The following is a 20,293-nucleotide window of genomic DNA, read 5'->3' as shown; positions in this document are numbered from 1 at the left end:
CAAGAGGCAAAAGGCAAGAGGGGGTTAGATATGTGTAATTAATTTTGCTTAGGTACTTAAAGCCCACATTCCGCACCCTCAACTGTCACAGATCAAAAAAGCCATCAAAGTAGTACATAGTAACTAAAATTAATTCAAAGGTTAAAAGGGTTAATGAGAATATATAGCATTAAAAGGGGTATGGAGCGAGAAAGAGAAAATTCAAGAGAAAAAAATAATTGTTCAGAAAACAAGAAATAATTGATTACAATAGAAGTAGTGGAGGAATCTGTTGTGAAATTAAAACCCCAAGAAATAGAAATTCAGAACATAGACCATCTAGGGATAGTGGCAGGAATAATAGACTCAATCGGAATAGTAGAAATAATAAACGAATTGATAGGAGTCGAAAAAGACGAAAAAGTAAATGCAGGTCAAGTAGTAAAAGCCATGATAATCAACGGGTTAGGATTTGTTTCCAAACCCTTATATATGTTTCCCGAATATTTTGAAACAATCGCCTGTGAACATCTAATAGGAACAGGAGTAAAACCAGAATATCTCAACGACGATAAATTGGGGAGAGTCATGGATAAACTATTTATAAAAGGATTAGATACAATCTTTTTTATCATCGCAGTAAAAGCCGCCAAAAAATTTGGAGTATCACTATCAACATCACATCTAGACTCATCATCAATGCACGTACATGGGCAGTATAACACTAGCTTACCAGAAGTAATAAGTACCTAAGCAAAATTAATTACACATATCTAACCACCTCTTGCCTCTTGCCTTTTGCCTTTTGCCTATCTTCACTAGGAAATTTATTTTGCACGACTACTTATTTGAGAGTCAAAAAATAGGAAATAACCAAGAATTAGAAGAAATAGCAGTAAAATCACCAAAAGAAATAACCATCACTTATGGTTATTCTCGTGACCATCGGCCGGACTTAAAACAGTTCATCATAGAAAGGATATGTTCAGGAGATGGAGACATCCCAATATTTTTAAAACTAGCATCAGGAAACCAAGCAGACTCATCATGTTTTGGTCAAATAGCAGTAGAATATCAAAAACAATTAGAAGTTAATAGTCTCATTGTTGCTGACTCAGCATTATATACAGAATCAAACCTGAAAATGATGTCAGATTTACAGTGGTTATGTCGAGTACCATTAAGCATAAAAACAGCAAAATCATTAATATCAACAATCCCAGAATCAGAATTTATTGATAGTACAATACCAGGATATAAATTAGGATCAAAAACGGAAAATTATGCAGGAATAGAACAAAGATGGTTAGTAGTACAAAGTCAAGAAAGAAGAGAATCAGACCTGCGTAAACTCACCCAAAAAATTACCAAAGCCGAATCAAAAGCGGTTCTTGATTTGAAAAAGTTATCACAAGAGAGATTTGCTTGTGAAGCCGATGCTATCAAGGCATTATCAAAATTATCAACCCAGTTCAAATATCACCAAATTAACGAAAGTAAGGTTACTCCAGCCAAATCTAATAAAAAAGATTCTCTCAATGAAATATCCTACCAAATATCAGCTACAGTCTGCCAGGATGAAAGTAAAATTAATACAGAATTGCTGAGTGCAGGACGTTTTATTATTGCTACGAATGTTTTAGATTCACAGGAACTTAGTGATGATTCTATGCTCAGGGAATATAAAGCTCAACAATCATGTGAACGGGGGTTTGGTTTTCTCAAAGACCCATTATTTTTTGCCGATAGTATTTTCCTTAAAAGTCCTGAGAGAATAGAGTCTATGGGAATGATTATGGGTTTATGTCTCTTGGTTTATACATTGGCTCAACGTCAAATTAGAAATGCTCTGAAAGAGTCTAAATCAACAATTAAAAATCAATTAGGTAAAGCAACTAATTCCCCTACTTTACGCTGGATTTTTCAATGCTTTCATTGTATTCATTTGATTACACTCAATCAGGAGGAACATATTTCTAATTGGAATAAGGACAGAGATTTTATCTTGCGTCTTTTACCAGATGATTGTTTACGTTACTATCAATTAGTCACCTAATTATTATCTCTATCAATTTAATTTCTATAAGTGAAGATGAGCTAATCTCTTTGATTTATAGCTCCATTTTACTATGTCTATAATTTCGTTTTTTACCTTAATTGATTAGTCTAACTTATGATTTGTTTCTTGAATCTCTTCATTTATTTATCTGTTGAGTCCTCTAGGTGGTGTTAATTCTTATTGCTCCTTATTGAGAATAGGTTTTGATGCCATTTTTGGTGCTTTACTGTTTCTCAAATGCCTTTTTTCGCTCCTTATGTTTATTTTTATGCTCACTTTGATTTTTTCTCTCCGTAATTTCTCTCTGTGACAGCTTAGGGTGCGGAATGTCGGATAAAGTGAGATTTCTAAACGCTTTTAACATCTGTTCAGCCGTAGGACGGTCAGTGCTGCGTTTAGGGTTTCCGTCATAGAGTCCAGCCAAACTAGATTGAGATTGACGTAATTGACGACGCACCACAAATTCCATCAAAGTAAAAACCCTTAAAGCAATCGTTAACAAAAACATCAACCCCTTAATCTTATCTTCGTCTCGAAAATAAATGGGTAAGGCAGATAAGCGACCTTTTTTAAAACGATGAAATCCCCTTTCTGGTTGCCATTGTTCTTGATAAGCTGATACCGCTTCTGTCAAAGATAATTGTTCTTTGTTAGTATTTGTGACATATATAGCGGTTCTCGCATCTGTGCGGCACACTTAAACCTTTGCTGATTAAGCTGTTCAGGATCGGGAATGTACCTCTTGTGAATCAGAAACGCTATAAACGCCAACCCACTATCGTCTTAAAAGCCTCAATTTCTGCGTTTAAACGAGTGTAACTAAGAATTAACAGCAATTCTCATTTTAAGGTTTCATGACATTAAAACCCTTGCACCTAGAGGGGTTAATAATTCTTAACGAATCTCTAGATCGCTGAAACAACGCAAAATCGTTTCAAAATGAGAATTGCTGAAGAATTAATTGGGAGCATCCCAGTTTTGCAATGAGTAAAAATACTCAGGCAATATCGCCGTTGAGATAAGCACAACGTAGCTTCAAATACCAGCAATTCTCATTTTGAAATAAATAGAGCATTAACCCCGATTTTGGCAGGGAAAATATAGTACGAAGCAACTATTTTCTAGAAGAGGCGAACAATAAAAAAAACAATTGGCTAGACAAATTAAGTATAAATACTCAAGCAATCAAAGAGGTTGGCTGAGAACGAACAGGGTTAAATCAGGAAGATAGTTCTGTTTTTAGAATAGAGAATTCAGGCTCTTCGGTTTGTCTTATGCAATGGACGGGGGTTATAAGGGATGGAACCCTTATATAGAAAGGCATTTGGCGATTTTTGTCAATTGTTTTTCATCTAGAGCGAACTCATCAATTAAGTCTTTTGCCAGATAAGGATTTAGTCAATTTATGCCCCCCTATCGAACCATACCAAGTAACGAAGAGCCAGAATTCAAGGGAAATAAAAATTTATAATTATTGTCAGCTAAGGTAAAATGGGTGAGATAGAAATCCACCAGCACGTCAAATTATTCCAAGATGGCTCAAAAAGCGGCAACCCTAGAAATTTCGGAATTAATGCAATTTTTACATCAAGAATTAGATGATTTACCCGATGAGAGGAAACCTGGAAATAATAGAAAATATGAGATAAAAGATGCCGTGATGGCTGCATTTTCAGTCTTTTTTACTCAGTCGCCGTCTTTTTTAGACCATCAACGTTTAATGAAAAGCAATAAGGGAAAAGAAAGAGGCTCTTCGTTACCCTTTATGCTAAATCAACAGACAAGATGCCAAGACAACATACTTCTAACCCAAAAATTCCGAAAGTTTCTAAAGCCATAGCCTCTCCGTTTTATTAGTTTAAGTTTATTGTTGATTCCCTCGACCACCCCATTCGTTGTCCTTTGCTCGAAATAACTAATTATTTCTCCAAACCAGTTTCGGATTGTTTGACAACTCTTGGTAAAAACACTGGAGGATTTTGCCAACCATTCTGAGATAGATAGCAGTCCTTCTGTCGGATTCTCTGAGGTTTCATAAATCTTTCTCAATTCTTCCTTTAACTCGTGCATCTTTTTCAAACTTGGGAAATTTTCTTTGATAGCTTCTAGTTTGATTTTTTGGGTTTCCGTCAAATCTTTTTCATTTTTTAACAAGCTATATTTACTTCGCTTTAAAACTTCTAGCTTCGCTTCTTTTTCCGCTTTCTGTTTTTTATTTTTCTGCGCTTCTACGGCTCTTTTTTCTGCTTTTCTTTGTTCGTCTAACTCTTGATTAATTTGTTTCATTACATGGAATCTATCGGCGACTACCTCGGCCGATGGCATCAATTCTTTCACCAAATTTTTATAGGGCAACCAAAGGTCTATGCTGACTTCTTCAATTTGCTCTAACACCTCTTTTCCCCACCCTGTAAGCGTTTTCCTCAATTCTTCTTGTGTTCGCTTCTCTAGAATAGCTATTAGTTTTCCCGTATCTAAATTTACTAAAACCGCACAGTAATTTTTTTGTCCTTTGACTAGAGCGATTTCGTCAATTCCTAGTCTTTTTAATTTCGATAGGTCTGTCTCTGTAATTTCTTCAGCTATGTCCTCTATCATTCTTTGAATCTCTTCTTCCGTTACGTCATTTCTTCGACTAACATTTAAAATATCTCCTTCTTTTAATTGTTCGAGTATATTCTCGGCTAGTCTTTTCGTATAGGTTCGTTTCTTGGCGACAAAATCTAACTCTTCGCTAAAGGGTTTCTGACAATTACCGCACTTAAATTGACGACGATTAACTTGTAGGTACACTGGTTGACCTGAGAGCGGTAAATCTTTGACTAAATGTCGATGATTTTGGTGAAGTTTATCGCTCTCTAACCCACAACGAGGACAGGCTGCTTTTTTATTTTTCGATTCGATTTGGAAAACTATACCGATATTTTCTAGGTGTCGATAGCCTTGAATACAGGTTCCTTGTAGGTTCAAAAATTTGTCAAGTATCATAAGTAAAATACTCCAGTTTTTGGCTATTATATCAAATCTTAACTCAATTGTCTATCTTTTGGTATTAACCTGTTTGTGCCTTAAGTCCTTCCCTGTATGGATTTCAGCTACTTTTGAGCTTAGGTACTCTCATCGAATTTTATTTTAAGTTAATTATTTGCATAACAATTCCCGAAGAGCCGAAGTTCTTTAATTTTGTTGAGGTTTAATCCCAACTTTTCGATAGTATTAAAAGATGGGGTCACTAAAATAGATTCAGGTAAATAGTTAATCGTGAATATAAGCTTTTTACAGTTGTTTTTTTTCGGGGCGATCTCGCTAACCCTAACTTTCACCCTCGGCTATGTTAGCCTGAGAGCGATCTCGCGCCTTACCGTCAAGGAATGTATGGCCCTTGCTGGTGCTTGGGGAATGGCTTTACAATCGGCGATCGCTTTCGTTAATTTTCTTTGTGGCTTTTCTGGAAGAACTTTTTTTCTGTTAGCGACGGCTGGTTTATTTATTATCTCTCTATGGTTACTGACGCGACAATTGTGGCAAGCGGAAGAAAGAGAAAACTATAGATGGCTATACCTAGCGATCTTGTTCTGGCTCGTCCTGCTAGGGATGCAATTCTTCGTCGTGCTTTACAGTGGGGGATTTTACTACGGGGATTGGTGGATGCACTTCGATATCGCTCAAATTTTTTTGGGACTTCAGAAAACCGATACGGTTTACTTTGGAACTTATAATGTTACTTCTAGAACTCCTTTGTTCAATCTATTTTCTAGTTATTATCTGGCACTTTTAGAAAATTCATTTGCGGTTTATCAAATTACTGCGATTTTACCAGGAGTATTCCTGACCCTCCTAATCCCTCTCTTTCTGCGTCCGTCGTTAATTCCGTTAGCCTTTTTCCTCGTGGCTTTCAGTCCCTATTTGAGTAATATAATCACCTACCCTTGGCCGAAGGTATTGGCCACGGTCTATATCTTAACCGGCATCTATTTCTATCTCGACTTGAGAAACAATCCCCGCACAAGAGTCTATTCGCTTTCTGGGATTGGTTGTGGAGTTAGTTGGGGATTAGCTTTTCTCAGTCATCCTTCCGCTATACTCTATGTTATCGCCCCGATCATCGATAATCTCTGGGTAAATCGTAAAAATTTAGCTCTTGTAGTCCGTCAGTTATTTTTTCCATTAATCCTCATGATCGCCGTGTGTCTTCCCTGGTATTTATGGGGAATCTCTCACTTCGGTCTCGCTTCTATCTTCCAGACGGCAATGGGAACGACGGGGGGGGCGACCGCGAGCGTTAGAATTTCCGATGCTTTCAACAATGCGTGGTCTACCGTTTATCCCCTAGAACTTTCCGACGCGGTTCAAGATCGAATCCAGAAAGGCCCCGGAGAGGGGGGCGAGTTTAACATCTTACGCTATCGGCTGTGGAATTCATGGTTTCGCTTGTATTTTAGTGTTTTAGCCGGCTCTATAACGATAACCCTGAGCGCCGTCCTTCTGACGGTTTTCGGGAAACGAGTTTTCGGAAAAGTTAAGGGTAAACCTTTGTTTCCCAGATCATTTTTAGTATCGGTACTCGCGAGCGGTTTTTTGGGAGGTTGTTTCCTGCAACCCGGATTTCATCGCGGGGGAATTATCGGCGAGAGTATGACTCCTATCGTGGTTCTGTTGCTCTTGATCGTTACCGAATATCTGGCCATGTTACCCGTGAGACTGAAACAGTTAATTCTCTTCACTATCGTGGGAGAGTTCGTTCTTTCTCGGGGGATTCACTTGTTATTTCTCGGTGCGGAAAAAACGGTAGTTTGGGATGGAAATGCCGATCTAAAAACTAACTATAGTTTACAATTCGCCCGGGATCTGATCGGTACTCCGATCGGCTTATTTATGGCGATAGTTGCTTTAATCATTTTTCTGGTGATCGGTTGGAAAACCGTATCGGGAGGCGGTGATCTTCGAGAATCCCTGGAATAACGATTTCCCTTTGCGGGCGATCAATTTTTTGGTAGCAGGATTAGCAATCAATAGAACTGCAAGTGAAATCAATCGAGTGACCGAAAAACCATTTTTATTTTGCTACTCCTTATCATTCTTGGGAGTTAATCGTACTATTAAAAACGGATTTAGTATCATACCCTATTGACAATTGGCCAATTGTGTGGGCATTTCAAGTGATACCAGTCAATCAGAATAGTTACGAACTCGACCCATTTGGTCGATTTTTGTTTAACAATTGAGATGGCAAATTCTCCTCAAATATGCCTGAATCGTCATCTGGGTAAGCAACTCACATAAAGTTCATTTTGTCAAGGATTTTTAAGATACCCTTACCCTGTCTGTTAGGTACTGGACAACATTCTGTAACGTATCCTTGATATTCATTGCTTTTCTCTCCGACTCTCGACAACAATCTCTGTTTCGGATAAGGTTGATCTACCACCCCAATTATCTGGACAGAATCTCATCAATTGTTGACTTTTGAGATAATTCTTGAATAATCTTCATAAGACTTTATATTTTTTCTTGTTTATCTAAATCTTTATAATAATTCTTGTATTTTTGTAAAGGAAAAATTATTCAATCAAATCGCTGAACAAATATTTAATTGTTGTCCAGAAAGGACTGTATCCTTGTTGATCATCATTTTGATTGTTTATTTAGAAATGTGACAGAAAAAAATAAGGTTTTGGTCGTAGATGCAGCGAGTCAAGGTTAGCTTTATTGTTATTGAGCCGGAATTTGAAATTGCTAACTTAATTGACCCAGTGGTGCAGAAAACTCCTGAAAGACTTGCTGGACAAGGAGTCCGAGTTAGATAGGGAGTTAAGAGGAGCAAGTTTATGAGATGCTTAAGTTCCCCAAAGTCATCCCTAGGTTAGCCCCTCTCCTTTAACTTCAACTACTTGAACAACTAAGTCAATGGATTAAGGGATAATCTCGATCGCAGTAGCTTTGCTCTAGCCCACTGGACTTAGGTAGTACAAAAGCACTATTGCAGACGTTTTAAGCGTTCTTGGAGAATTTGGGCTTGTTTTTCGGACTCTGCTAAAGCTTGCTTCGTTTTTTGGATTAAAGCTTCGGGAGCTTTTTTGACAAAGCTAGGTTTATTCAAGCGATCGCTCAAACTCTTGATTTCCCCTTCCACTTTAGCTAAATTTTTCGCTAATTTCCCGGCCAATACCGATATATCAACCAATCCGGACAGGGGGATGAGGATTTCTACCGTAGCGACAACACCAGCGATCGCTTGATTGACTTCCTCGGTTAATTTGGTCGTCAAAATTAAGTTTTCGATCTTGGCCAAGTCCTTTAAGTACACTTGTCCGCGTTGCAAAATAGCTAATTCTTGGCTGTTTTCTGTCTGTAAAATTGCCGTAATCGTTGCCCCCGGTTTAATCCCCGCTTCGGCCCGCAAATTACGCAACACCCGAATACTTTCTATTAATAACTCAAAAGTATTTTCTAAGTCTAGATCGATCAGAGAACTATCAGCTATTGGATAGGTTTCTAAAGCCAAAACCTGCTGATTTTCTTGGGTTAAATTATGCCAAATTTCTTCGGTAATATGGGGCATAAAAGGATGTAATAATTTTAATGTCCCTGCCAAGATAAAAGCCAAAGTTTGCCTTGCTGTAGCACAGGAAACCGATTCTTTATCCTTCCATAAACGAGTTTTCACTAACTCGATATACCAATCACAGAAATCGCCCCAGATAAATTCGTATAGACCTTTTGCCGCTTCTCCCATGCCATAATTTTCTAGATAATCTCTAGTTTTTTGCACTGTTTGATGATAACGAGATAAAATCCAGCGATCGGCTAATTCTAAATTTTCTAAAGCTGGTTCTCCCAATTCTTCTGGGGTTTTTCCCTCCAGATTCATCATCACAAAACGGGAAGCATTCCAAATTTTATTGGCAAAATTTCGGGCCGCTTCTACGGATTCCGATTCATCGGTTTTACGGTTATATTGCAGACTGATATCCTGTCCTGCTCCTGCCACTTCTCGGATTAAGGTATATCGTAAAGCATCGGTTCCATATTTATCAATTAAAATTAGGGGATCGATGCCGTTATTGGCAGATTTAGACATCTTTTTGCCGTTTTCATCCCTAACTAAACCGTGAATATAGACATCTTTAAAGGGCATTTGTCCCGTAAAATACCCCGCCATCATCGTCATTCTGGCCACCCAGAAAAAGATAATATCAAAACCGGTGACGAGGGTTGTGGTGGGATAATAGGTGTCTAGATCAAGGGTTTTTTCTGGCCATCCCATAGTCGAAAATGGCCACAATCCCGAGGAAAACCAAGTATCTAAAACATCGGGGTCTTGTTGAATAATTATATCCTCTCCATACTCCTGTTTGGCCTTAGCTAAAGCGGAGGTTTCATCCTGAGCAACGACGAAGGGAGTATGGTTAGTAATTTCGTTGTTAGTTTCACTGATAATATACCAAGCGGGAATTTGATGACCCCACCACAGTTGTCGAGAAATACACCAATCTTTTAGTTTAACTAACCAATCACGATAAACTTTTGTCCATCTTTCTGGCACAAAACGGGGCGAGTTTTCCTGATCTAAACAGGTTAAAGCTTTTGTGGCTAAAGGTTCAATTTTAACGAACCATTGGGTAGATAAAAGGGGTTCCACGGGAACTTTACCTCGATCGCTATAGGGGACGCTATGGCGATAGGCTTCAATCTTAACTAAAAAACCGTCTTCATCGAGTTTTTTAACGACATTTTTGCGGGCAACAAAACGATCTTGACCTGCGAATATTCCGGCATTTTCGTTTAAACTGCCGTCTAAATTCATGATATTAATAAAGGCTAAATTATGGCGTTTACCCATCTCAAAATCCTTGGGATCGTGGGCCGGCGTAACTTTGACGCAACCGGTACCGAATTGGGGATCCACTAATTCATCGGCAATAATCGGGATTTCTCGCCCCATTATCGGTAAAGTGACGGTTTTGCCGATTAAATGGCGATAACGGGGGTCTTGCGGGTTGACAGCGACACCAGTATCACCGAGCATGGTTTCGGGCCTTGTGGTGGCTACTTGAAGATAACCGCTACCATCGCTAAGAGGATAGCGAAAATACCAGAGATTTCCCTCAATGTCCTTGTTTTCCACCTCTAAATCGGAAACGGCCGACCGGGATTCGGGACACCAGTTAACTAAGTATTGACCGCGATAGATTAATCCGTCCTCATAGAGTTTGATAAAAGCAGTACGAACAGCATGGGAAAGTCCCTCGTCCATGGTGAAACGTTCCCGCGTCCAATCGACGGATACCCCCAAGCGTCGCAGTTGATTAACAATGGTACTACCGGACTCTTCTTTCCATTGCCAAGCGCGTTCGAGGAATTTTTCCCTTCCTAGTTGATAACGGTCGGTTTTTTCGGCTTTTAATTGGCGATCGAGTATAGCTTGTACTGCAATACTAGCGTGATCCGTGCCGGGCAGCCAGAGGGTATTTTTGCCGGTCATACGCTTGTAGCGAACAAGTGTATCAATCAAGGAACTCTCGAAAGCGTGACCCATGTGGAGACTACCGGTAACATTGGGAGGGGGGATGACTATACAGTAGGTTTCGCCGCCTTTTTCGGGGTTGGCTGTAAATATTTCTTGATTTTCCCAATATTGCTGCCATTTCGTTTCTGTGATCTTGGGATCGTATTGCTTCGATAATTCCGAGGTCATGATGGGGGGATTCTACAATTCTTAGTTCTTTGTCAATTGTCCCACATTTGGGAGAAATCAAATTCCTGTTTAGTTGCCGGCTAAAAATTTTCAAGAGTCCTATTAAGATAGCTGTTATCTTTTGCAGGGGTAAACATAGCTAATTTCTGGTAATTATTTTGCATTTCATCAGTATAATAATTGCTATAATCAATTGAGGGAGTCAATCAATGGGTAGGTAGGTATTAAAAACTTTCAGATGCCCCCTTATTAAGGTAGGGTTGGTTCATTTAAATTAAGTACAGCTGATTTTGAGTTAATAAATTTGACTGAAGATTCTCAAGTTTATCTTTCTCTAACTAAAAGAATTAGTCACAACAATTAATCTTTAATCCTCTGCCAATATTTATTATGAATAGATTGATAAAGCTTGTTATCAAGCCACTAAAAGCCTATCTCTCTTGAAATTGTCTGAGAGTACATCCTGTTAATTTAGCTAATTTTTCTGCTTACTTCTTACGTCGATAAAACTATCAGTTTTTCCCAACGTTCAGCTAATCACCTTTGTCCCTCTGTTATTGAGAGAAAACCCAAACCTCTAAAAAGATTCAATCCTATAGTTGTGAGAATTGACCAATTGCTTGCCGCTTGAAAATCCCTGATCTGGCTTTTATCTTCCTCAAAAATTACATCTTTTACCCAATGTAACTGATTTTTTATTTTCCAATGTCCTCACTTCGACACATTTCGACAAGCTCAATGTAAAAGCTCAATGTAAAAGCTCAGTGACCGCGAATAATTTTGGCAAATACTTGAGCGGATTCGGTTAGGCTACACTTCGACACATTTCAACAAGCTCAATGTAAAGGCTCAGTGACCGCTGATATAGTAAGCTGTTTCTTCATAAGTTTTATCCCCGCGACTACCCTTTCTTTCTACTTTAAGAAGTCTTCGCAGATTTTCAAACTCTTGTCTTTCATTTTTCTAGTTTTTCCGAACTTACCATATAAAATCAACTAGCAAAATGCCAATTTAATAAATATCTAAGACTAAAGTTTTTAAAGTTTCTAAATCCACAGCCTCTCCTTTTAATCACATTCAGTTTATTGTTAATTCCTTCAACTGTTCTCTGGGTTGTTCGGTTATCAAAATGATGAGTATGAATGCAATTCAATTATCTTAAACAAAAATGCCAAGACTTAGCGATAAAATATCCAGACAAAAATTATTTATTTGATAATTATATTGAAAAACAAAGATATGAGTATAACAATTTAGAAAATATAATTACTTGTGCAACAATGGTAATTCAAAATAAATAATTTTGGACTAACATCGCCTTCCGTCTGACCCTGTTCCATAAGTTGATTGCAATGTCGAAGCCACTGCCTAGCAGTACGCCATCGCTAAGTGATTTTTCATATTACGTCAGAGCGTGGCGAAAAACTCGATGACCGGTTCGAGAGGGCGGGACTCGGCTAATGTAGAACGGGGGTGCTGAATCGTTTGTATTTTTTCAGGCTACCACCCCCTCCTTTTCTGATACCGAACTGAGGTTAATTATCGTCAAGCGTCAAAACATCTAGGCCTCTCCTTAATCCCAGTAATGTAAACTTTGATTATAGAGAAAGACTTCTAGCTCCGATCCGATGTTACATTAATAATTGAAGCTAAAAAAAAAGGTTCTTCCTTACTTGGTATGGTTCGATAGGGTGGCATAACGACGATAACAGCGATCAACCTGAACGCTCATATTTCCTAGAGTAGAGAACAAGGGAGTTAGGCAATTGCAGCTAGGGTTCAATGCTTCTCCAACCAGTCCCAAGTAGTGGGGGGAAATACCTGAGAATCGATAAACTGATCGCTGTTTGCGGGTGATGCTAGGCGTTGGACAAAAGCGAGATTATAGAAGGGATTATGGAAACTTGGACGCGATCAATTGACATCGAGGAGATAGCAAAACGCCATGGGTCTCCTCTCTACATACTGAACGTCGGTCAGCTTCGCCGGAACCTGTCCCACTTTGTGGAGCTTGTGGGCAGTCCATCTCAGGTTGCTTACCCGGTAAAGGCTAATCCGTCGATGGCGATTCTGAATGAACTGGCATCCCTGGGATGCTCCGCAGACTGCTCTTCTAAATATGAAGTTGAGTTGGCCCTTTCTTGCGGATTCCCATTGAATCGGATCACATACAACAGTCCGGCACCCGACCGCCAGCTAATGGTAGATCTCCTCAATGGAGGCGCAACAGTAGTTGCTGACTCCCAAGCTATATTAGATGATCTTCAACATAAGCTTTATGGCAAGGATTGGAGTGGGAGCTTGCTGGTTCGGGTTAACCCAGAAAAACCGGTGGAATATTTCCACAATACTGATTGGCAGGATCTGGTTTCTCACGCCTCGCCCAACAGTAAGTTTGGCATCCCATCCGAGGAATTGCCAGATGTTCTGGCCAGTTGCAAACTACCTATAGCTGGCTTGCATATCCATATTGGAACTCAGATGGATAATGTATCGGCATTTAGTCATTCGATTCAGTTTATTCATCATTTGAAAAACTTAATCGAAGCCGGCTCGAATCATTGCATGAGAAAACTAAATCTTGGCGGTGGGCTTGGCATTGACTTCCATGACGGGCAACAGTTTCCAACAATCCCAGAGTACACAGAAGCATTAAAGAAACACTTGTTACCCGGTATTGAGTACATAGTCGAGCCTGGACACGCACTGGTTGGTAATGCCGTCGCCTTGTTGACTCGTATCCGCGAGCTTAAGCAGATGCGGGGCAGACGTTGGGCTATTGTTGATGTTGGCTCCGACCAGCTAATCAAGGTGACTCTCCTCTCATGGAGCCACCAAATTATCGATCGCAATCATCGCACCCTGCCTACTCAAGGGAACGATGCTATTGGAGGGCCACTTTGTTTTGCCGGCGATATATTGCTACCATCGACCAATTTAGAAGGCCAGAGTCCTGGGGATCCATTGTTAATCCAACACGCAGGAGCATATTGCTATTCAGTAAGCAATCACTTTAATGGGTTTCACGGGCCCGGGCATATAACCATAGATGAAATGGGTCAAATAGAAACGGCTTACGCTGCTGAGGACGTATTTGCTGATCACAGTTTCTTGGGATTTTCCAGGCCGACGCACCCCCCTTCAGAAGTTCTAGATCATGAAATTGATCTCGATATCATTGAAAGACTAAGCAGTGACTATCTCAAGCAGGGAGAATCTTCAGATGGCTACGCATTTACCAGAGTCCAACTCATAGCGCCAAGAACTTTGCAGTTCATGGTGAAGGCGAAGAGTTCTTTAGGGGCGATATCAATCCCATTCGCCGTCCGCATCGCCTCGGATGCCACAATAATTTCAGCTTTGTATCTTGTCGGCAAACAGGCCAAAGATGTTTCAGTTTGGGGAACAAGAACATATTTGAAGTCAGACACGATAATTCGTACCAGCCAGCCATTGAGACTGGTTGTATATATAGCGCCCAAATCAAGCCTCCCTGTGGATAAGCATACTACTCACCTGTCTCACTGGGACCTCGGCAACGGGAAGTTTAAGGGATCGTTCCGATTCATCTTATAAAGTTCTTTTCGTTGCCTTGCTCACGATATTTACACAAGCACCTTGGCACTGTGTTTCTATGATGCCCTCAACTTTTAGCTATCACCTTGAGGGTGGGAGCTTTTTCTTGCTTTAGGGGCAGTTTGTCTTTTTCCCTAGCGGTGATTGCTTCTTTGTTCTGTTGAGTTAGTTAATTCTTCTGCGCTTTCTTTGACTACTGTTGAGGTCACTGCTGCCATAATTTTTGAATAATAAGAGTTATGGTCGGTCAAGCGTCAAAACATCTAAGCTTTTCCTTGACCCCGGCAATGTAAAGTTTAATTAAGAGAAAGACTTCTAGCCCCGATCCGATGTTATATTAATAATTGAAGCTAAAGAAAAAAGCTTCCCTGACAGATCAACTGGCAAGGTTATAAGGTCAAGTTCACAAAGGAGTAAACCCTGTTAAAGTTACATTCTGTCTCGATAACGGCGATAACAGCGATCAACCTGAACGCTCATATTTCCTAGAGTAGAGAACAAGGGAGTTAGGCAATTGCAACCGAGGTTCAATGCTTCTCCAACCAGTCTCAAGTTATGAGGGGAAATACCTGAGAATCGGTAAACTGATCGCTGTTATTGTTTGTCAACACAAGTAATTGATAATTGCAGTCGCTCTCCTTTGATGAGATAATAGAAAGTCTTCTGTTCAAAAGGATATCGATAGGATGCGACTCTCTCAACAGCTTTTTGTCACCCTCCGGGAAGATCCAGCCGAGGCGGAAATCCCCAGTCATAAATGCTTAGTCCGTGCCGGTTACATTCGTCGCATCGGCAACGGTATTTACGCCTATTTACCCCTGATGTGGCGGGTTTTACAGAAAGTCTCCCAGATAGTCCGGGAAGAAATGAATAAAGCTGGCGCCCAAGAATGTTTACTTCCCCAACTGCAACCGGCGGAACTCTGGCAAGAATCAGGCCGTTGGGACACCTACACGAAAGCAGAAGGGATTATGTTTGCCCTGACAGACCGGCAAAAGCGGGAGTTAGGATTAGGACCGACTCACGAAGAAGTAATTACTGCCGTCGCTCGTGATTTAATTCGTTCCTATCGACAATTACCAGTTAATTTATATCAGATTCAAACTAAATTTCGCGATGAAATTCGCCCTCGTTTTGGCTTAATGCGGGGACGGGAATTTATTATGAAAGATGCCTATTCTTTCAATCTCGACGAGGAATGTTTAAAGAAAACCTATCGAGCGATGGATATAGCTTACCGCAATATTTTCCGCCGTTGTGGGGTAGCTTTTCGGGCAGTAGAAGCCGATTCTGGAGCGATTGGCGGTTCCGCATCCCAAGAATTTATGGTCCTAGGTGATGCTGGGGAAGATGAGGTTTTATTTACTGCCGATGAAAAGTATGCGGCTAATGTGGAAAAAGCCGTTTCTTTGCCAGCAGATAAAGTGGCTTCTCCCTTGAAAAAGTTTGCTAAAAAAGAGACTCCTAACACCAACACGATCGAAAGTTTAGCTAAATTTCTCGATTGTTCTGCCACTGCCATTGTTAAAAATGTTCTCTACGAAGTGGTTTATGATAGCGGTATAACTGTTTTAGTTTTACTGCATATTCGTGGTGATCAAGAAGTTAACGAAGTTAAACTACAAAATGAATTAGTTAGACAGGCGAGCCGTTATAATGCTAAAACAATTTTGGCTTTAAAAATACCCGATGCTGCTGCTCAACAGAAATGGGCAACTCAACCCTTACCTTTAGGTTATATTGCTCCCAACTTAGAAGATAATTTACTCAAAAAAGCCAGCGATATAGCTCCTAAGTTTTTACGCATAGCAGACAACACGGTGACAGACTTAGAAAACTTTATCACTGGTGCTAATGAAACTGGATTTCATGTAGTGGGAGCCAATTGGGGTCAAGATTTTATCTTACCGGAATTAATCGTCGATCTACGCAAAGCCCAGGTAGGCGATCGAGCTATTCACGATCCTAATCAAACCTTGCAAAGTGCTAGAGGAATTGAAGTTGGTCATATCTTCCAATTGGGCTATAAATATTCTCAAGCTATGAATGCTTTTTATACTAATGAAGCGGGAGAATCTACCCCCATTTGTATGGGTTGTTATGGCATAGGAGTATCCCGTTTAGCCCAGGCAGCCGTAGAACAATCCTACGATAAAGATGGTATTATTTGGCCGGTAGCTATTGCCCCTTATCAAGCGATTGTGGTTATTCCTAATTTAGCCGATGCCGAGCAGGTAAAAACCGCCGAAAGTTTATACAATGATTTAAATCAAGCGGGCATTGAAACCCTTTTAGATGACCGGGATGAACGTGCAGGAGTTAAGTTTAAAGATGCGGATTTAATTGGGATTCCCTATCGCATTGTCACGGGTAAATCTCTCAAATCGGGTAAGGTGGAATTAGTCGAAAGAGCGAGTAAAAAAGCGTCAGAAGTAGCAATTAATGAGGTGGTTTCCTATTTAAAAACTGCTATTTCAAAAATAAACACTTCCTATTGAGTGAATATACTGGTGGAGATTTTGGGATTGTAGTTCTTGCTCAAAATATTCGCGTAATTAGTCAGTGCAATAAGAAAAGTTAACTAATAATGGACGAACAGCACTCCTTGACTGTATCATAGCAGATAAGCCGTTCGTAATTTAAATTGCTGTTGAGACGAGGCAAGAGGCAAAAGGCAACAGTAAAGGGATTGGGAGAGGTTCGGCTAATCTAAGAATAAGCGGTTTAAATGCGTCTTAGCTTATGACAATTAACGACTAACTCCTGTCCAGCTTAATCAATGCCCCAGACTTCGACCCAGAACAGATGGGGGCGGCCTTTTGTTGTGAACTTATGCCCACAGTTAACTTTACTTTTGTCCAACTACTTAGACCTGAAAAACTGACGCTATTTTATGATTAATTTAACCCGGCAAGATACCGAAACGCTTGATCGCATTTTAGCTGTAACTCGTGCCGTCGGTTGGGGGGGGGCTAGAATTCTCCAATCCTACTACCGCGGTGAACAGGATTTAGCCGTCAACGAGGAAAAAAAAGGCGGACCAGTGACGGCAGCGGATTTAGCGGCAAATCACTATATTTTAGGAGAATTACAAACAAAGTTCTCTGATATCGACTTTGGTTATCTGAGCGAGGAAACCCATCAGGGCAATGAAGCTATCCCAAAAGATTGGGTATGGATTATCGATCCTTTGGACGGAACCCGTGATTTTATCGACAAAACGGGAGAATATGCCCTGCATATTGCTTTATGTTATCAGGGAAGACCGATGATCGCCGTGGTTGCCCTACCGGATCAAGAAAAACTCTATTTTGCCCAAAAAGGAAAAGGCACTTTTCTAGAGAGTAGCGACGGAAATATTACACGGATAAAAGTTGCTAATAAAGATAAAATTACCGACCTCTATCTGGTGGTTAGTCGTACCCATCGCGACCAACATTTTGATAATCTATTAAGTCAAATACCCTTCTTAGGTAAAAATTATGTGGGTAGTGTGGGCTGTAAAATTGCCACAATCCTCGAACAAAAATCCGATGTTTATATCTCCCTATCGGGGAAATCGGCGGCTAAAGACTGGGATTTTGCAGCCCCAGAGTTAATTTTAACAGAAGCAGGCGGCAAATTTTCCTATTTTGATGGTCAACCAGTGTACTATAATCGCGGCGATGTGCGACAATGGGGTGGGATCATGGCTAGTAATGGTCTTTGTCATCAACAACTTTGTCAGTTGTCCACGGCAATCCTCGCCACAATTGATGCCCCTGTCTAATTTCTCCCCCCTAACCGAGAATCAGAGATTGGCCAAAGGGAAGTTCCCTTTTCACAAAAAGCGACAACCTCTGTTTTGGGTGGTGATTCGGTAGTAGTGATGGTGGCTTAATCCTTTGCTTTGCAGTGCATTGTAAGCTGTTTTGAATCTAAATTGCATATTCGATTTTTCCTCCTGCCCCCTACCTCCTGTCTGATCTCAACAAGCAATTTAAATTACGAAAGCTTAATCATGACCAACTCACTCCAGTTACTCCAGCAATACCTCGCAGAGAAATTCTTTCTAGAAGCAGTAGGTCTATTAATTTGGCTCTTCTAGGTTCTGTGTGATAAGTTTAACTTACAATATGATCGATCAATCTTTGTGTCCGTTTTCTCTTTGTGGTTCGTTCCACCCCCCTGCTAGGAGTAATGTATCTTAGAATAAATTTTACCCACTAAACCTAAGAGAGCCGTAGGGAGGGTGGGGAGAATAAATAAAAGCAATCTCCTGACTACTGACTCCGTTCGGACTTCGGTGTGAGACTTCGGACGTTCGGCAAGCTCACTAACACGAGCGGACGGTGAGTCTGTCGAAACGCCGCGTGATCTCAGTCGAACGCTGCGCTCACGGACGAAGTCCGACACCTGAGAGCTAAGGGTTATCAATGCTAGGATAAAGGCTTGAGTAAAGAACGATCGAGCCAAAGCCATGTCATCGACAGAAGTAAAAACCCCACCCCCAGACAGTCCGGAATTCCTCGATGAATTACCCGGAGAAGTGGAAATGTCCTTATTCGACCATTTGGAGGAGTTGCGGCGCCGGATTTTTTATAGTTTAATTGCTGTGGCTGTAGGTGCGGTGGGATGTTTTATCTTCGTTAAACCCCTAGTGCAAGTGCTAGAAGTCCCCGCTCAAGGGGTAAAATTTTTGCAGTTGGCCCCGGGAGAATTTTTTTTCGTCTCCCTAAAAGTAGCTGGATATAGCGGCATACTGGTGGCTAGTCCCGTCATTCTCTTGCAAATTATCCTCTTTGTGTTGCCGGGGTTAACCCGTCGCGAACGACGTTTAATTGTCCCGGTAGTGTTAGGATCGAGTCTTTTATTTTTTGCCGGTTTATTTTTTGCCTATATTGCTCTGATTCCCGCCGCTTTAAACTTTTTTGTCAATTATGGGGCGGAAGTAGTCGAACAAGCTTGGTCGATCGAGCGCTATTTTGAATTTGTCTTACTTTTACTGTTTAGTACCGGCATCGCCTTTCAAATTCCCGTTATTCAATTGATTTTGAGCTTTTTAGGCATTATTTCCTCGAAAACGATGTTATCGGGGTGGCGTTTCGTGGTTTTGGGTGCGGTGATTTTAGGCGCAATTTTAACCCCTTCCACAGATCCTCTCACCCAATCCCTGTTAGCAGGGGCGGTCTTGGGTCTATACTTTGGGGGGATTGGGGTAGTGAAATTAACAGGACGTTAACTAGCTATTAGCCGTCATAGGAGACAGGATTGGGAATTATGAATTATAAATTATGCATTATGAATTGACGAGCGGGGAGCAGGGATAACAAAGCTACCTTTTGCCTTTTCTGGCTGATGGCTGATGGCTTAAAAGCTGATAAAATTTGACGGCTGAAAACTAATTAAGCCAGAAAGCTAGAGATTGATTCTAGATTGAGTAACAAAGTGAAATATTTTTTCTTAACGGCAGGTTGGACAATAGGACGGGTGTGGGAATTTGGCGGTTTGTGGGATCACGCTAGTAGTTGGCGACGACCACCACAGATAGAGCGATTAAATATCGGTATTTTAGAGGGAGAACAGGTTTTATGGCTTTATAAGGTGGAAGAAGCTGTGATTATGGTGGAAGTTGCCCCCAAGAGTTCAGAAATTGCCGATACTGTCCCCACTATCGGGCAAGTGGTGCTAAAACGCTTGATTAGTGCCGAACAAGTCCTCGAAATCCTGCAAAATGCCGAAGAACTGCTGAGGAAGTAATTAGGGTTTGCCGAATAATGGTAAAACCCTTTTAAAATAAGGCTTTTGACCTATTAGAATCCGATGTTCATGCTGCGAAAATGGGATTAGAACCTTCAAAAACCTTGCATTATCCTTCTTGTAGTACATAAATTAGTACAAAAAAAAGGGGGCAACAAAGCCTGAAACTCCTTCCTCACAGCCTCGGATCATTCTGCCTGACCCTACCCTAGGCCTTTTTCAGAAGAAATTAATTAATAATT

10 protein-coding genes and 4 pseudogenes are annotated in these 20,293 nt (G+C 40.6%); 9 read left to right on the top strand and 5 right to left on the bottom strand.

The window, feature by feature from the left end; all coding sequences use genetic code 11:
- Positions 1-273 precede the first annotated feature (273 nt).
- Positions 274-2,035, top strand: a pseudogene (locus tag ACE3JL_RS09230) (IS1634 family transposase).
- Positions 2,036-2,261: 226 nt separating this feature from the next.
- Here ACE3JL_RS09230 and ACE3JL_RS09225 read toward each other — a convergent pair.
- Entirely contained in the window at positions 2,262-2,735 is a 474-nt protein-coding gene (locus ACE3JL_RS09225; RefSeq protein ID WP_375329333.1) for a transposase, read from the bottom strand.
- An 837-nt stretch (positions 2,736-3,572) separates the two neighbouring features.
- Here ACE3JL_RS09225 and ACE3JL_RS09220 point away from each other — a divergent pair.
- Positions 3,573-3,797 (top strand): annotated as a pseudogene (locus ACE3JL_RS09220) (ISNCY family transposase); the annotation flags it as partial.
- Positions 3,798-3,811: 14 nt separating this feature from the next.
- On the opposite strand, the gene ACE3JL_RS09215 reads toward ACE3JL_RS09220, so the two are convergent.
- Positions 3,812-5,026, bottom strand: a complete 1,215-nt coding sequence (locus tag ACE3JL_RS09215) for an ISL3 family transposase (RefSeq protein WP_375329332.1) — start codon at positions 5,024-5,026, stop codon at positions 3,812-3,814.
- A gap of 273 nt (positions 5,027-5,299) precedes the next feature.
- Here ACE3JL_RS09215 and ACE3JL_RS09210 point away from each other — a divergent pair, with 273 nt between their 5' ends.
- Positions 5,300-7,000 (top strand): hypothetical protein, encoded by a 1,701-nt coding sequence (locus ACE3JL_RS09210; RefSeq protein WP_375329331.1) that lies wholly within the window; start codon positions 5,300-5,302, stop codon positions 6,998-7,000.
- A 722-nt stretch (positions 7,001-7,722) separates the two neighbouring features.
- A complete protein-coding gene (locus tag ACE3JL_RS09205) occupies positions 7,723-7,845 on the top strand; it encodes a hypothetical protein (protein WP_002738230.1) in 123 nt (40 codons plus the stop codon).
- 170 nt (positions 7,846-8,015) lie between these two features.
- On the opposite strand, the gene ACE3JL_RS09200 is transcribed toward ACE3JL_RS09205, so the two are convergent.
- The 3 genes and pseudogenes from ACE3JL_RS09200 to ACE3JL_RS09190 all read right to left on the bottom strand — a co-directional run.
- Entirely contained in the window at positions 8,016-10,736 is a 2,721-nt protein-coding gene (locus ACE3JL_RS09200; protein WP_375329330.1) for a valine--tRNA ligase, read from the bottom strand.
- 537 nt (positions 10,737-11,273) lie between these two features.
- Positions 11,274-11,699 (bottom strand): annotated as a pseudogene (locus ACE3JL_RS09195) (hypothetical protein); the annotation flags it as partial.
- 28 nt (positions 11,700-11,727) lie between these two features.
- Positions 11,728-11,868: pseudogene (locus ACE3JL_RS09190) on the bottom strand (transposase); the annotation flags it as partial.
- A gap of 734 nt (positions 11,869-12,602) precedes the next feature.
- Between ACE3JL_RS09190 and ACE3JL_RS09185 the strand changes: the two are divergent.
- From ACE3JL_RS09185 to ACE3JL_RS09165, 5 genes are all read left to right on the top strand, one after another.
- The gene (locus ACE3JL_RS09185) at positions 12,603-14,312 is read left to right on the top strand and encodes a diaminopimelate decarboxylase family protein (RefSeq protein WP_375329329.1); all 1,710 of its coding nucleotides are present in this window, start codon (positions 12,603-12,605) and stop codon (positions 14,310-14,312) included.
- 686 nt (positions 14,313-14,998) lie between these two features.
- On the top strand, positions 14,999-16,810 hold the full coding sequence (locus ACE3JL_RS09180) for a proline--tRNA ligase (protein WP_375329328.1): 1,812 nt from the start codon (positions 14,999-15,001) through the stop codon (positions 16,808-16,810).
- Positions 16,811-17,205: 395 nt separating this feature from the next.
- The gene (locus ACE3JL_RS09175; protein WP_375329327.1) at positions 17,206-18,081 is read left to right on the top strand and encodes a 3'(2'),5'-bisphosphate nucleotidase CysQ; all 876 of its coding nucleotides are present in this window, start codon (positions 17,206-17,208) and stop codon (positions 18,079-18,081) included.
- 690 nt (positions 18,082-18,771) lie between these two features.
- Entirely contained in the window at positions 18,772-19,533 is a 762-nt protein-coding gene (gene tatC / locus ACE3JL_RS09170; protein ID WP_271990741.1) for a twin-arginine translocase subunit TatC, read from the top strand.
- 206 nt (positions 19,534-19,739) lie between these two features.
- A complete protein-coding gene (locus ACE3JL_RS09165) occupies positions 19,740-20,051 on the top strand; it encodes a hypothetical protein (protein WP_150976011.1) in 312 nt (103 codons plus the stop codon).
- Positions 20,052-20,293 lie beyond the last annotated feature (242 nt).

It is taken from the genome of Microcystis sp. BLCC-F210, assembly GCF_042134685.1.
Lineage (GTDB): Bacteria > Cyanobacteriota > Cyanobacteriia > Cyanobacteriales > Microcystaceae > Microcystis > Microcystis aeruginosa_D.
The sequence above is the reverse complement of the archived record's forward strand: the minus strand, read 5'-3'. Positions and strand labels throughout refer to the sequence as shown.